Origin of the sequence: Delftia sp. GW456-R20, assembly GCF_001622915.1 — a bacterium.
In the GTDB taxonomy this organism is placed as follows: domain Bacteria; phylum Pseudomonadota; class Gammaproteobacteria; order Burkholderiales; family Burkholderiaceae_C; genus Comamonas; species Comamonas acidovorans.
Genome location: NZ_LWCN01000004.1, coordinates 2829541 through 2843330, shown reverse-complemented (window position 1 = coordinate 2843330; position 13790 = coordinate 2829541). Strand labels below are relative to the sequence as shown.

Here is a 13790-nt window from a genome sequence, read left to right as displayed (position 1 = left end):
GGCAGTGGTCTAATCCGCAGCACCCCCACCTATCGCAGCGCAGCATGGCCGAGTCCACTCCATCTACCGCCAACGCACCCGACTGGATGGCGCCGCACAGCCTGCTGCGCATCTCGGTGGTCGTGGCGCTGCTGACCATCGTGCTCAAGACCCTGGCCTGGTGGCTCACGGGTTCGGTGGGCCTGCTGTCGGACGCGCTCGAATCCTTCGTCAACCTGGCCGGTGCCGTGTTCGCGCTGACCATGGTCACCATCGCCAAGCGGCCGGCGGACACCGACCATCCCTATGGGCACCACAAGGCCGAGTACTTCTCTGCTGGCTTCGAGGGCATCCTGGTCATCGGCGCCAGCCTGGCCATCGCCTGGGCGGCGCTGGCGCGGCTGTGGAACCCGCAGCCGCTGGAGCAACTGGGCTGGGGCCTGGCGCTGTCCGTGGTCAGCTCGGCCCTCAACGGCCTGCTGGCCGTGGCCATGCTGCGCTCGGCGCGCCAGCACCGCTCCATGGCGCTGGAGGGGGATGCCCGCCACCTGCTCACCGATGTCTGGACCTCGGCCGGCGTCGTCATCGGCCTGATCGGCGCATCGCTCACAGGCTGGCTGTGGCTGGACGCGGCCGTGGCCATAGGCGTGGCGCTCAACATCTGCGTGCAGGGCGCGCAACTGGTCTGGCAATCTTCCCAGGGCCTGATGGACCAGGCGCTGGACGCGCCCGAGCGCCTGCGCATCGACGCCGTTCTGGACCGCCATGCGCACCGCGAGCATGGCGTGGTCTTTGACAACATCTCCAGCCGGCGCGCCGGCGAGCGCAGCTTTGCCGACCTGCACATGCATGTGCCCGGCGACTGGAGCGTGGCCCGCGCCGCGCGGCTGCGCACCGAGATCGAGGCCGAACTGCTGCAGGCCGTGCCCGGCCTGTACGCGCGCATCGAGCTGCTGCCGCTGGGCATGCAGACCGCGATGGAAGCCGCCATCGAGGCGGCAGGCCAGGCGGACACTCCTTCCCCATCCACCGACAAGAACCCGAACTCCGAACAATGATCAGCATCCTGCAGCGCGTGAAACAGGCCCGCGTGGAAATCGACGGCCAGGTCGCCGGCAGCATAGGCCCCGGCCTGCTGGCCCTGGTCTGCGCAGAGCGCGGCGACACCGAGGCCGAAGCCGACAAGCTGCTGGCCAAGATGCTCAAGCTGCGCATCTTTGCCGATGACGCGGGCAAGATGAACCGCAGCGTGCAGGACCTGGACGGGCAGGGCGCCTGCGGGGGCCTGCTCATCGTCAGCCAGTTCACGCTGGCGGCCGACACCGGCGGCGGCAACCGCCCCAGCTTCACGCGCGCCGCGCCACCGGCCGAGGGAGAGCGCCTGTACGACTACATCGTGCAGCGGGCGCGCGCCCTGCATCCCGACGTGGCCACGGGCCGCTTCGGCGCCGACATGCAGGTGCACCTGCTCAACGACGGCCCCGTGACCATCCCGCTGTCGATAGCTCCGGCCACCGCGGCATAGCCTGCCGCAGACCTGCTGTTCTGGGGCGGATTCTGGCGCGATCTGCGAGCACGTCCTGACCGGAAAAGGGCTGCAAAGCCCGTATTCTTGCGGCCTCAGCATTCATCGACAGACCGACGACCATGAAGAACCATCCGTTCAAAGCCTCCACCCTGGCCCTTGCCATGAGCATGGCCCTGGCGTGGAGCGGCGCGGCCGGCGCCGACACCCTCAGGAAGCCCGCGCTGGACGCGCTGGCCCAGGCGCAGCCGGCACCCACCGACTTCGCCAGCTTCCTGAAGCAGGCTGCGGCCGCGCAGCCTGCCATCGCCCAGGCCGTGCAGCGACATGCGGCAGGCCAGGCGCTTGCGGGGGAGGACCTCGACCACATCGCCCGCCTGCTGGGCCTGTACACGCGGCTCACGCAGGAGCAGGCCGTGCTGGCCAGCATCGAGCGCATGGTCGCCCTGCCCACCGTGCGCGATGCCAAGGTGCCGCCCCATGAAAGCCCGGCCATCCTGGCTTTTGGCGAACTGGTGCAGCAGATGGCCAGGGACTTCGGCCTGCAGTACCGCAACGTGGACAACCGCATCTTCGAGGTCACCCTGCCTGCGAACACCGCGAGCGCCTCGAACTCGGGCACCGATGAATTCGGCATCCTCACCCATGCCGACGTCGTGCCCGTCGTCCCCGCCGAATGGGTGCTGGATGGCCAGGCCATCGACCCCTTCAAGGTCACGCGCGTGGGCGACAAGCTCTACGGGCGCGGCACCATCGACGACAAGGGCTCCATCGCCACCGTGCTGTTCGCCATGAAGGCCGTCAAGGACAGCGGCCTGCCCCTGTCGCGCGGCATACGCCTCATGATCGAGACCACCGAGGAAACCGGCGGCGACGCCATGAAGTACTACCAGGGCAAGACCACGCTGCCCGCCTACAACATCGTGCTGGACAGCAAGTACCCAGCCGTCGTCGCGGAAAAAGGCTCGGGCGCGCTCAAGGCCGTATTCGACGACGTGAAGGCCGACCCCGCTCAGCCCGCCATCACCGCCATGGCCGGCGCCGCCTCGGCCAACGCCATTGCCCAGACCGCCACCGCCACCATCACGGCTGGCGACGAAGCCGCCATTGCCGCCATCGCCGCACGCCTGCAGGCGGCCAAGGGTGACTTCACCACCAGCTATGCAGGGCAGGGCGGGCCGTTCACCATCGACATCCAGCGCAGCGGCACTGCAGCCACCGTCAAGGTCACGGGCACCTCGGCCCACGGCTCGCGCCCTGAGGAAGGCGTCAACCCCGTGCCGCGCCTGACGCTGTTCCTGCAGCAGGTGCTCATGCCCACCGATGGCGTGGCCCTGGTCCAGCCCAATGCCTACAGCAACGCCCTGCGCTACATCAACGGCGCCTTCGGCCTCGACTACTTCGGCAAGCAGCTGGGCGTTGCCTATGCCGACGACTTCATGGGCCCGCTGACCCTGTCGCCCAACCTCATCAAGGCGGCAGACGGCAAGCTCGAAGTCACCACCAACGTGCGCATGCCGCGCGGCAAGACGCCCGAGCAACTGCGCACCGAAGTCGAGCAACGCATCACCCGCTGGAGCGCGGCCGCCAAGGTCCCCCTGACCCTGCAATACACCCAGGGCAACTGGATGGCGCGCGACCCCAAGGGCGCCTGGCTGTCCACCCTGCTCAACATCTTCGGCGACACCACGGGCCTGGACGCCAAGCCCGTGCCCACGGCCGGCAGCACCACGGCCAAGCTCATGCCCAACGCCATCAACTTCGGCCCTGCCATGCCCGGCAAGAAGTACACGGCGCACAACGCGCTCGAATACAAGGAACTGCCCGACCTGCGCGCCGACATGCAGATGTTCACGGAAATGCTGGTGCGCATCGGGAATCTGAAGCAGATGCAGTGACACTCTCCGGTTATTGAAATGCGAAAGCGCCTTGTGAGAGCAAGGCGCTTTTTTTCATCCACTTCCGCCCAGTCATTCGACACATGAAAGCCGACCGCCCTGGATGCGGCACAGGCCTGCCTGCCCTCAACCTTCCGGACCATGCTCCGCGTATTCCACAAAGGACGGTGCTTCATCAAACAGTTGCAAGAGCAGTTTCAGGCGCCGGGCGTAGAGGCTCTGTGGCCGGTCGAAGGCCTGGGCGGCCAGGGCGATGGCTGCGCGGGCGAGGTACCACTCGTTGTCGAATTCGCTGGCGTCCTCGAATACCTTGTGCCGAATTTGCCGGATGTGGTTCAGCGCCAGGTCTGCGGCCAGGTCCACCTCTACATCCGCGTCATGCCAGTCCATGTCGGCACAGCGTGTTTCGATCAGGGCAACCAGCCCCATCTCTGCGCGGGCAATGGACAGGGCGATCATTTGCTGCATGGTGGGCCAGGCAGCGGTGTCCATCGTGCAGGGCTTGTTCGTTGAGTGCCGTGACGCAGTCATATCGATTCCTTTGTCGTCGCTTCAATGACTCGGGCTTTCTATGCACGATCTATGCACTCAATATTCTATGTACTGTGCATAGAAAATGGCAAGCGTGTTCCATGGCAAAGTGCGCGGATGGCACGCGACGACCCAACCATCTACATGCGTATCCCTCAGGAGTTGAAGGATCTGCTGGATGCCGCTTCTGAAGAGAACCGGCGCTCAATGACTGCCGAGGTCGTGTCTCGGCTACAGCAGACCTTTGCGGCGCCGCGCGTTTCGGGCATGGACAGCGGTAGTTTGCAAATGAATCTGGATACCCGCGTCGGTGACGAAACGCTGGAAACCGTGAAGCGTATCGAAGAGCGGTTGCAATCGCTTGCGCAAGCCTTGGCCCTGCCACAGCGCGGCCCTCAGCCAGACACGGATGCGGCGACGCCGGAAAAATCCACAGGCAAGCGCGTATCGAAGTCAGCGCAGAGTGCGGCGCCGAAGAAGTAGCTTTCTTGCCTCACTGCCGCCAGAAAAACACCCCCGCCATCACCAGCCCCGTCAGCACGATGCCCGCGCGCAGCCATTCGGGCGGGATGCGGCGCGCCAGGCGGGCGCCGCCGTAGCCGCCTGCGGTGGCGGCAATCATCATGACCAGGGCCTGCTCCCACTGCACGACGCCGCCGGCCGCATAGATGGCGACGGCAATGGCCGTGAGCAGGGCGGAGACCAGGTTCTTCATGCCGTTCATGGCATGCAGCCTGGTCTGGCCCAGCAGGCCGAACAGGGCCAGCAGCAGGATGCCCAGGCCGCCGTTGAAGTAGCCGCCGTAGATGGCCACGGCCAGCATGCCGGCGCCGGCCTTCAGGGGCGATGCATGGGCGGCATGCTCGGCGCTGCCGCGCGACGCCATGCGCCTGAGCTGGGGCGCGAAGGCGAACATGGCGGTGGCGGCCAGCAGCAGCCAGGGGACGACCTTGCGGAACAGGTGGTCGGGCGTGACCAGCAGCAGGGCCGCGCCCAGCGAGCCGCCGATGAGCGACAGCACGATCACGCCGCGCATGCCCAGGCCGGGCGGCGGCTCCATGTCCTGGCGAAAGCCCCAGGCACCGGCCATGTAGCCGGGCAGCAGGGCGACGGTGCCGGTGGCGTTGGCGGCCACGGGCGGCACGCCGGTGAAGACCAGGGCGGGCAGGGTGAGGAAGCTGCCGCCCCCGGCGACGGCATTGAGCGCGCCGGCCACGAAGGCGGCGCTCATGAGCAGTGCGATGTCCCACATGGGTGTTGTCTCCTCCTGGGGCCGGGCATCGGCAGGCCGCCGTGGCCTTGCGCGGCCAGGCCGGTGTTATAGGTCGAGGCCGATCTTAGTGCCGGACCATCGGGCGGGCTGTCGCACCGGCATGGCGGCTGGGTCAGGGCTGCTTTGCGCAAAAGGACAGGATCGCGCCGGCGTAGTGGCCACCTGGCGACTAGGGCGGCTCCACCGCCGGGCCGGGCAGGCCCAGCGTGGCGCGCAGCAGTGCGACGCGTGGGTTGGCGACGGCGCTGCGGTAGATCAGCGCCACGGGGCCCATGGAGATGGCGGGTGTGACATGCACCCTGCGCACCCCCAGCGACCGGGGCGAGGCCTGCAGCGTGGAGTCGGGCACGGCGCTGAGCCCCAGGCCGGCCCGGACCAGTTGCAGGTTGGTGAAGGGGCTGGTGGATTCGATGACGGGCGTGGGCGCGATCACGCCTTCGCGGCGGAACACCTCTTCCATCATGCGGCGCAGCATGGAGCTGCGCGTGGGCAGGATCCATCGCTGGCGCGCCAGCTCCTCCCAGCGGTTGCTGCGCGCGTGGCCTGCAGGGTGGTCCGGCGGGGCGATGACGGTGAAGCCGGTGTCGAACAGTTTTTCGTAGCGCAGCGGCTGGCCTGCAGCCTCGGGCAGCTCGGTGGGGTAGCTGGTGATGAGGGCATCGAGCTGGCCGTCCAGCAGGCATCGCACAAGCAAAGGCACGCGTTCTTCCTTGAGCTGTACCCGGACATGGGGCTGCTGTGCGGCCAGGTCCGCCAGTACGCCGGGCAGGTAGCCCTGTGCCACGAAGGGCGGGGTGCCGATACGCAGCAAGGTGATGGCGGGTTGCTGGGCGGTCTCGCTGCCCAGATGGCGCAGCTCGGCCAGCAGCATGGCCGCGCCGCGTATGGCGATCTCGCCCTGGGCCGTGGGTTCGAGCCCGCGCGCATTGCGCAGGAACAGCGTCACGCCGAAGGCCGCCTCGATCTCGCTCAGGGCCTTGCTCAGCGCGGGCTGGGTCAAATGCATGAGGCCGGCGGCGGCGCGCAGGCTGCCTCCCTGGTGCAGGGCCAGCAGGAGCTGCAGGTGCTTGAAGCGCAGCCGCGACAGCAGGCGTTGCGGGTCGAAGTCGTGCATGTTCCCGGGGGTGGAGTGATTACCGGAGGTTTGCCATCCATCCAAACATATCACTATTGGAAATGGGCCTGCCGTTCTATCGTGACCCCACGACGACAAGCGACAAGGAGACAGGACCATGGACAGACGCGTCTTTCTGGCAGGCAGCCTGGCGGCTGCCGCGCTTCCGCTGGTGCGGGCCAGCGATTTTCCGAGCCGGCCGGTGCGGGTGATTTCCCCGTATGCGGCGGGCGGGGGGCCTGATGTGCAATTGCGCCAGGCCGGCCCGGTGCTGGGGGAGATCCTGGGGCAGTCCATCGTGATCGAGAACAAGGTGGGCGCGGCCGGCGTGCTGGCCGCGCAGTATGTGGCGCAGCAGCCCGCCGATGGCTACACCTGCCTGATGGGCTCCAACACCCATCTGATCCAGAAGCTGCTGCAACCGGGCCTGCGCTTCGACCCCATCGGCGACTTCACGCCCGTCAGCAACCTGGCCTCGTCGCCCACGGTGCTGGTGGTGCGTGCCGATGCGCCCTGGCGCACGGCCCGGGAGCTGATCGCGGGGCTGAAGGCCCAGCCGGCGCAGGCCAATTACGGCTCGGGCGGCATAGGCACTTCGGCCCATCTGGCGGGCGCCACGCTGGCCTCGCTGGCGGGCCTGCAGGTCACGCACATACCGCTCAAGGGATCGGTGGAGATTGCGGCATCGCTGATCCGCGGCGATACGCAGTATGCGTTTCCGGTGGCGGGCACCGGCATTCCCCAGGTGCAGGGCGGCAAGCTGCGGGCCCTGGCGGTGACCAGCCGCAAGCGCCTGGCGCAGCTGCCCGAGGTGCCCACGCTGCAGGAGGTGCTGGGCAGCGAGCTGGCGGTGCAGGAGTCCTGGTTCGGGCTGTGGGCTCCGGCCAGGACGCCCCCTGCCGTGGTCGAGCGCCTGCACGCCGCCGTGCGCCAGGCCGCCGCCCAGCCAGCGCTGCGCGCCTCGTTCGAGGCTGTCGGCAACGAGGCCACGGCCAGCGCTTCGCCGCAGGCCTTCGCTGATTTCGTGCGCAGCGAGAACCGCAAGTGGGCCGCCATCATCGAGCTGGCCGGCATCACCGCCAACAGTTGAACCAGGGAAAGGCAAGACGGGTATGGACAAGCCGCTGCAAGGAGTGCGCGTCATCGATATGTCGCATGTGATCGCGGGGCCGCTGGCCTCGCACTACCTGGCCCAGCTCGGGGCCGAGGTCATCAAGGTCGAGCCCACGCGTGGCGAGGTCATGCGCAACAGCCGGGCGCCCGGCGAGCCCGGGGGCGGCATGCCTTCGGGCTTCGTGGCGCTCAATGCGGGAAAGCGTTCGCTGGCGGTGGACATCCGCCAGCCCGAGGGCGCGGACATCGTGCGTGCCCTGGCGCGCACGGCCGATGTGTTTATCGAGAACTTCCGCCCCGGCGTGGTGGCGCGCCACGGCCTGGGCTACGAGGACATCCGGGCGGTGCGTCCCGACGTGGTGTATTGCTCCATCTCGGGCTTTGGCCAGCAGGGCGAGTGGGCCGGGCGGGGCGCCTATGACCATGTGGTGCAGGCGCTCACGGGCATGATGATGATGGCGGGGGGCGACGAGGAAGCGCCGCCCGTGAAGGTGGGCTTTCCTGTGATCGACGTGGCGGTGGGCATGCTGGGGGCGCTGTCGGTCACGGCGGCCCTGCACCAGCGCAATGCCTGGGCGCCTGGCGAGCGGCGCAGCCAGCACATCGATGCCTCCATGCTGCAGGCCTCGCTGATGCTGATGTACCCGCATGCCTGTACCTATCTCACCCATGGCGTGGAGCCGCGGCGCGTGGGCAACCGGGGCTATACGGGGAGCCCGGCGGCCGACACCTACCGGTGCGCCGACGGCTGGCTGTCCACGGCCGCCAACACGCCGCAGCAGTTCCGCAGGCTTGCCAGCGTGCTGGGGCTCGATGCCCTGTGCGAGGACGCCACGCTGCTGGACCTCGATGCCTTCAACGCGCCCGAGGGCGGCTTTGTCGCCGCGCGTGATGCGTCCGCGCTGCAGCGACTGCAGGCATGTCTGGCCGAGGCCTTCGCCGCACGCAACGCACGGGACATGGAAGCCCGGCTCAACGCCGTGGGCGTGCCTGCCGCCAGGGTGCGGCGCCTGGGTGAATTCCTGGGCGAGGCCCGCGCCGTCGGCACCGTGTCACCTGTGAGCTATGGCGCCGGCGGCGCTGCGGTGGACACTCCGGGACTGGGGTTCCGGTGGATGGATGCCGAGCCCCTGCCGGGTGCGCCGGCCCCCGCCCTGGGCGATGGCAATCTCGCGCTGCTGCGGGAACTGGGGATGGCGGACGAGGCCATTGCCCGCCTGTGCCGCAGCGGCGTGCTGGGCGCGCCGCAGTCCTGATTGCCTTTGGATTCCTTTGCCACTGCCTTGCTGGAGACCCCATGTTCAAAGCCTTGCTGCTGACCCAACCCGTACCGCGTGAAACCCGTGCCGAGTGTGTGGAGCTGGACGAAGCCAGCCTGCCCGCCGGCGCGGTGCGCGTGGCCGTCTCGCATTCCACGCTCAACTACAAGGATGCACTGGCCATCACGGGGCGCTCGCCCGTGGTGCGCCAGTTCCCCATGGTGCCGGGCATCGACCTGGCCGGCACGGTGCTGGACAGCGAGGACGCGCGTTTCCAGCCCGGCGATGCCGTGCTGCTCAACGGCTGGGGCGTGGGCGAGACCCACTGGGGCGGGCTCGCCCAGCAGGCGCGCGTGAACGGCGACTGGCTGATCCGCCGGCCCGAGGCCTTCAGCGCACGGGATGCCATGGCCATAGGCACGGCAGGCTATACGGCCATGCTGTGCGTGATGGCGCTGCAGGCGCATGGCATCACGCCTTCCAGCGGCCCGGTGCTGGTGACGGGGGCCAATGGCGGCGTGGGCAGCATTGCCGTGGCCCTGCTGTCGCGCCTGGGTTTCGAGGTGCACGCCGGCACCGGGCGGCCCGAACAGGCCGAGCACCTGAAGGCGCTGGGCGCGGCGCGGATCGTGGAGCGCAGCAGCCTGGATGCGCCCGGCAAGCCGCTGCAAAAGGAGGTCTGGGCGGCGGCCGTGGACAGCGTGGGCAGCCATACGCTGGCCAATGTGTGCGCCAGCCTGCGCTACGGCGGCTGCGTGGCGGCCTGCGGACTGGCCCAGGGGCTGGACCTGCCGGCTTCCGTGGCGCCGTTCATCCTGCGCGGCGTGTCGCTGCTGGGCATCGACAGCGTCTATGCGCCGCAGGCGCGGCGTGAGCAGGCCTGGGCGCGGCTGGCTGCCGAACTGCCGCGCGAGGTGCTGGAGCGCAATACCGAAGAGGCGGGCCTGGCCGATGCGGTTGCGCTGGCGCCCAGGCTGCTTGCCGGCCAGGTGCGCGGCCGGGTCGTCATCGATACGGCGCGCTGAGGCCCGCGCGGGGCCTACTTGGCGTAGGGGTCGGCAAAGCCCAGCTCGACCATGATCTCGGTCTCGTAGGCTTCCATTTCCTCGGCGTCCTGCTCGCTGGTCTCATGGTCCCAGCCCTGGGCATGCAGCGTGCCGTGCACCAGCAGGTGGGCGTAGTGCTCCTCCAGCGTCTTGTTCTGCTCGCGCGCCTCGCGCTCGACCACGGGGGCGCACAGCACCAGGTCGGCCATGGCCGTGGGCTCCTGCTGGTAGTCGAAGGTCAGGACGTTGGTGGCGTAGTCCTTCTGGCGGTATTCGCGGTTGAGCTGCTGGCCTTCATCGGCGTCGACGATGCGCACGGTGATTTCGGCATCGACGGCCAGGGCGTGGCGTATCCAGCGCGTGACCTTGCTGCGGGACAGCACGGCGCGGTGGACAGGTGCCTCGGCAAAGCGCGCGAATTGCAGGGACAGTTGCAGTTGGTTCAGGGACATGGGAGGAGGCGTGGGCGTGAGCTTGGGCGTGTGCTTTGGGGCGCCCGTGGGCGGGCGTCTGCTGTGGCTGTCGGGATCAATGCGCGGCAAGGCGCGGTGCGGCACGGCGCGCAGGGGCCTGGCCGCGTGCGTCGTAGGCGTCCACGATGCGTGCCACCAGCGGGTGGCGCACCACGTCGGCGCTGGTGAAGTGGTTGATGGCGATGCCCTTGACGCGCTTCAAGACGCGCTCGGCATCGATCAGGCCGCTCAGGGCGCCCTTGGGCAGGTCGATCTGGCTGACGTCGCCCGTGACCACGGCGCGGGCGCCGAAGCCGATGCGCGTGAGGAACATCTTCATCTGCTCGGGCGTGGTGTTCTGCGCCTCGTCCAAGATGACGAAGGCGTTGTTCAGCGTGCGCCCGCGCATGAAGGCCAGCGGCGCGATCTCCAGCACATTGCGCTCGAAGGCCTTTTGCACCTTCTCGTAGCCCATGAGGTCGTAGAGCGCGTCGTACAGCGGGCGCAGGTAGGGGTCGACCTTCTGCGTGAGGTCGCCGGGCAGAAAGCCCAGGCGCTCGCCCGCTTCCACGGCCGGGCGCGTGAGCACGATGCGCTGCACGGCGCTGCGCTCCAGCGCATCCACGGCGCAGGCCACGGCCAGGTAGGTCTTGCCGGTGCCCGCCGGGCCGATGCCGAAGGTGATGTCGTGGCGGGCGATGTTCTCCAGGTAGGCCGACTGGTTGGCCGTGCGCGCGCGCAGGTCGGGGCGGCGCGTGGACAGCTGGATGGCGTCCTGGGGCTGCTCGATGAGTTCGGTATCACCGGCCAGCATCAGTTGCAGGGAGTCGTCCAGGATGGGGTCGTCGGCCATCTCGTAGAGGGCCTGCAGCAGCTCCAGGGCGTCGTTGGCCTTGGCCTTGGGGCCGTCGATCTTGAATTGCTCGTGGCGGTGGGCGATCTTGACGCCCATTGCGATCTCGATGGTGCGCAGGTGCGCGTCGGCCGGGCCGCAGACGTGGCTCAACCGGTTGTTGTCGTGGGGTGTGAAGGTGTGGCGCAGGATCACGCGGATAATTCCAGAGATTCCGGGCGGCGGCCAGCGCGAGGGCGTGGTGCCATACCCTGTGAATGGGCCGGCGTTCGGTTGCGGACGGGCATGAAAAGCCGCCCCCAGGGCGGCAAAGGACACCAATGATAGGCAAATTGACAGGAACGCTGCTGGAAAAAAACCCGCCCGAGGTGCTGGTGGACTGCGGCGGCGTGGGCTACGAGGTGCAGGTGCCCATGAGCACCTTCTACAACCTGCCCGCCAGTGGGGCCAAGGTCAGCCTGCTGACGCACTTCGTGGTGCGCGAGGATGCGCAGCTTCTGTACGGCTTTGGCACGCACAGCGAGCGCCAGGCGTTCCGCGAGCTGATCAAGATCACCGGCATCGGCCCGCGCATGGCGCTGTCGGTGCTCAGCGGCATGAGCGTGGAGGACCTGGCGCAGGCCGTGACGCTGCAGGAGGTGGGCCGCTTGGTCAAGGTGCCGGGCATCGGCAAGAAGACGGCCGAGCGCCTGCTGCTGGAGCTCAAGGGCAAGATCGGCGCCGATACGGGCGCGCAGTCGCTGTTCGTGAACAACGATCAGAACGACATCGTGCAGGCGCTGATGGCGCTGGGCTATTCCGACAAGGATGCGGCCGCCGCGCTCAAGAAGCTGCCGCCCGACGTGGGCGTGACCGAAGGCATCAAGCTGGCGCTGAAGGCGCTGGCCAAGTGAGCGGCGCATGAGCATCCATACCGACGATTTCGGGCAGGGCGGCTTTGCGCAGGGCGGCTTCCCGCCAGACAAGGCACCGGACAAGCCGCGCATGATTTCGGCAGCGCCGGTCTCGCGCGGGGAAGAGGCCATGGAGCGCGCCCTGCGCCCCAAGCTGCTGCAGGAGTACGTGGGCCAGGCCAAGGCGCGCGAGCAGCTGGAGATCTTCATCGGCGCGGCCCGAAAGCGCAATGAGGCGCTGGACCATGTGCTGCTGTTCGGCCCGCCGGGCCTGGGCAAGACCACGCTGTCGCACATCATCGCGGCCGAGTTGGGCGTGAATCTGCGCCAGACCAGCGGCCCCGTGCTGGAAAAGCCCAAGGACCTGGCGGCGCTGCTGACCAACCTCGAAGCCAACGATGTGCTGTTCATCGACGAGATCCACCGCCTGTCGCCCGTGGTCGAGGAAATCCTCTACCCGGCGCTGGAGGACTACCAGATCGACATCATGATCGGCGAGGGCCCGGCCGCACGCTCCATCAAGCTGGACCTGCAGCCGTTCACGCTGGTGGGCGCCACCACGCGCGCGGGCATGCTGACCAACCCGCTGCGCGACCGCTTCGGCATCGTGGCGCGGCTGGAGTTCTATACGGCCGAGGAGCTGGCGCGCATCGTGCGGCGCAGTGCAGGCCTGTTGAACGCGCCCATCGATGACGAGGGCGCCTTCGAGATCGCGCGCCGCTCGCGCGGCACGCCGCGCATTGCCAACCGCCTGCTGCGCCGCGTGCGCGACTATGCCGATGTGCGCGGCGACGGCAGCATCACGCGCGAGCTGGCCGACCGTGCGCTGGCCATGCTCGATGTCGATCCCCAGGGCTTCGACATCATGGACCGCAAGCTGCTGGAGGCCGTGGTGCACCGCTTCGACGGCGGCCCCGTGGGCCTGGACAACATCGCGGCCAGCATCGGCGAGGAAGCGGGCACCATCGAGGATGTGATCGAGCCCTACCTGATCCAGCAGGGCTTTTTGCAGCGCACGCCGCGCGGGCGCATGGCGACCCAGGCGGCGTACCGCCACCTGGGCCTTCCCGTGCCAGGCGACGACGCCAGCTGACGCAGGCTCACTCCTCCGTGCCGGCGTTCCAGAAGGCCTGCAGCACGCCGGGCAGGGCCTCGATGGCGGCGATCACGCGGTCGAGCTCGTCGGAGTCCACCGAGGTGGCGTAGAGCATGGCCTCGATCTCCGTGTCCTGCGGGCCGAAGGCGTGGGTTTCCACGCCGCGCACGGGGTAGCTGGCGTTCTCCAGCAGCTCCAGCATCTGCTCGCGCACATCGCCCTGGGCGCCGCGGTGGCAGATGGCGTAGACGTAGTAGGTCGACTCCGTGGATTCGTCATCCACCGGGCGGCGGTTGATGCGGTTGACCACGGGGCGCAGCAAGGTGTTGCTGGCCAGCACGAACAGCGTGGCCAGGCCGGCCTCGGCCACCAGGCTGGCGCCCGCGCAGGCGCCCACGGCGGCCGAGCCCCACAGCGTGGCCGCCGTGTTCAGCCCGGTGATGTTGGCCCCTTCCTTCATGATGGCGCCCGCGCCCAGGAAGCCCACGCCCGAGACCACGTAGGCCACCACGCGCGTGGCGCCCTCGGCCCCGCCCAGGCGCACGGCCAGGTCCACGAAGACGGCCGCGCCCACGGCGACCAGGGTGTTGGTGCGCAGCCCCGCCGTGCGCTGGCGCACCTGGCGCTCCAGGCCGATGAGGGCGCCGAACACGAAGGCCGTGGTCAGGCTGACGAAGGTGTCCAGCATGGCGCCGGGGTTGAGGTTCTGCAGGGCCTGCATGGGGTTCCGGGCTTTCCTGGTGAATGGGTTGAAGGAG

The 13790-nt window shown here is 68.6% G+C and carries 15 protein-coding genes; 9 read left to right on the top strand and 6 right to left on the bottom strand.

The window, feature by feature from the left end:
- The first annotated feature begins 44 nt into the window (after positions 1-44).
- From A4F85_RS18015 to A4F85_RS18005, 3 genes are all read left to right on the top strand, one after another.
- Complete coding sequence (locus A4F85_RS18015) at positions 45-1037, top strand: cation diffusion facilitator family transporter (RefSeq protein WP_063327348.1); 993 nt, start codon at positions 45-47, stop codon at positions 1035-1037.
- Complete coding sequence (gene dtd, locus A4F85_RS18010) at positions 1034-1504, top strand: D-aminoacyl-tRNA deacylase (protein WP_016451888.1); 471 nt, start codon at positions 1034-1036, stop codon at positions 1502-1504. Before A4F85_RS18015 ends, dtd begins: the two co-directional genes overlap by 4 nt.
- Positions 1505-1626: 122 nt before the next feature.
- Entirely contained in the window at positions 1627-3402 is a 1776-nt protein-coding gene (locus A4F85_RS18005) for a dipeptidase (protein WP_063327347.1), read from the top strand.
- 126 nt (positions 3403-3528) lie between these two features.
- On the opposite strand, the gene A4F85_RS18000 is transcribed toward A4F85_RS18005, so the two are convergent.
- Positions 3529-3894, bottom strand: coding sequence for a hypothetical protein (locus tag A4F85_RS18000; RefSeq protein WP_231890575.1), 366 nt, complete (start codon positions 3892-3894; stop codon positions 3529-3531).
- A gap of 156 nt (positions 3895-4050) precedes the next feature.
- Here A4F85_RS18000 and A4F85_RS17995 point away from each other — a divergent pair, with 156 nt between their 5' ends.
- Positions 4051-4416 (top strand): Arc family DNA-binding protein, encoded by a 366-nt coding sequence (locus tag A4F85_RS17995; RefSeq protein WP_063327345.1) that lies wholly within the window; start codon positions 4051-4053, stop codon positions 4414-4416.
- 10 nt (positions 4417-4426) lie between these two features.
- Here the strand turns inward: A4F85_RS17995 and A4F85_RS17990 are convergent, their stop codons facing one another.
- Together A4F85_RS17990 and A4F85_RS17985 are read right to left on the bottom strand one after the other, a co-directional pair.
- Complete coding sequence (locus A4F85_RS17990) at positions 4427-5185, bottom strand: sulfite exporter TauE/SafE family protein (RefSeq protein WP_012203149.1); 759 nt, start codon at positions 5183-5185, stop codon at positions 4427-4429.
- A gap of 190 nt (positions 5186-5375) precedes the next feature.
- Entirely contained in the window at positions 5376-6320 is a 945-nt protein-coding gene (locus tag A4F85_RS17985; protein ID WP_063327344.1) for a LysR family transcriptional regulator, read from the bottom strand.
- Between the two features lie 118 nt (positions 6321-6438).
- Here A4F85_RS17985 and A4F85_RS17980 point away from each other — a divergent pair, with 118 nt between their 5' ends.
- Genes A4F85_RS17980 through acuI form a run of 3 tightly spaced genes read left to right on the top strand, consistent with a single transcriptional unit; the run spans position 6439 to position 9717 of the window.
- Positions 6439-7410: a tripartite tricarboxylate transporter substrate binding protein gene (locus A4F85_RS17980; protein ID WP_013804299.1), complete on the top strand. Its 972-nt coding sequence runs from the start codon at positions 6439-6441 to the stop codon at positions 7408-7410.
- A gap of 22 nt (positions 7411-7432) precedes the next feature.
- Positions 7433-8689, top strand: a complete 1257-nt coding sequence (locus A4F85_RS17975; protein WP_063327343.1) for a CaiB/BaiF CoA transferase family protein — start codon at positions 7433-7435, stop codon at positions 8687-8689.
- A 41-nt stretch (positions 8690-8730) separates the two neighbouring features.
- Positions 8731-9717 (top strand): acrylyl-CoA reductase (NADPH), encoded by a 987-nt coding sequence (acuI, locus tag A4F85_RS17970; RefSeq protein ID WP_012203153.1) that lies wholly within the window; start codon positions 8731-8733, stop codon positions 9715-9717.
- A 14-nt stretch (positions 9718-9731) separates the two neighbouring features.
- Here acuI and ybeY read toward each other — a convergent pair whose 3' ends face one another.
- Together ybeY and A4F85_RS17960 are read right to left on the bottom strand one after the other, a co-directional pair.
- Entirely contained in the window at positions 9732-10190 is a 459-nt protein-coding gene (ybeY, locus tag A4F85_RS17965) for an rRNA maturation RNase YbeY (protein ID WP_063328018.1), read from the bottom strand.
- A gap of 76 nt (positions 10191-10266) precedes the next feature.
- Entirely contained in the window at positions 10267-11238 is a 972-nt protein-coding gene (locus tag A4F85_RS17960) for a PhoH family protein (RefSeq protein ID WP_012203155.1), read from the bottom strand.
- Between the two features lie 125 nt (positions 11239-11363).
- Between A4F85_RS17960 and ruvA the strand changes: the two genes are divergently transcribed.
- The gene (ruvA, locus tag A4F85_RS17955) at positions 11364-11936 is read left to right on the top strand and encodes a Holliday junction branch migration protein RuvA (protein WP_012203156.1); all 573 of its coding nucleotides are present in this window, start codon (positions 11364-11366) and stop codon (positions 11934-11936) included.
- A 7-nt stretch (positions 11937-11943) separates the two neighbouring features.
- Positions 11944-13029 (top strand): Holliday junction branch migration DNA helicase RuvB, encoded by a 1086-nt coding sequence (gene ruvB / locus A4F85_RS17950; RefSeq protein WP_063327342.1) that lies wholly within the window; start codon positions 11944-11946, stop codon positions 13027-13029.
- A gap of 7 nt (positions 13030-13036) precedes the next feature.
- Here ruvB and A4F85_RS17945 read toward each other — a convergent pair whose 3' ends face one another.
- On the bottom strand, positions 13037-13753 hold the full coding sequence (locus tag A4F85_RS17945) for an MgtC/SapB family protein (RefSeq protein ID WP_012203158.1): 717 nt from the start codon (positions 13751-13753) through the stop codon (positions 13037-13039).
- Positions 13754-13790: the final 37 nt, after the last annotated feature.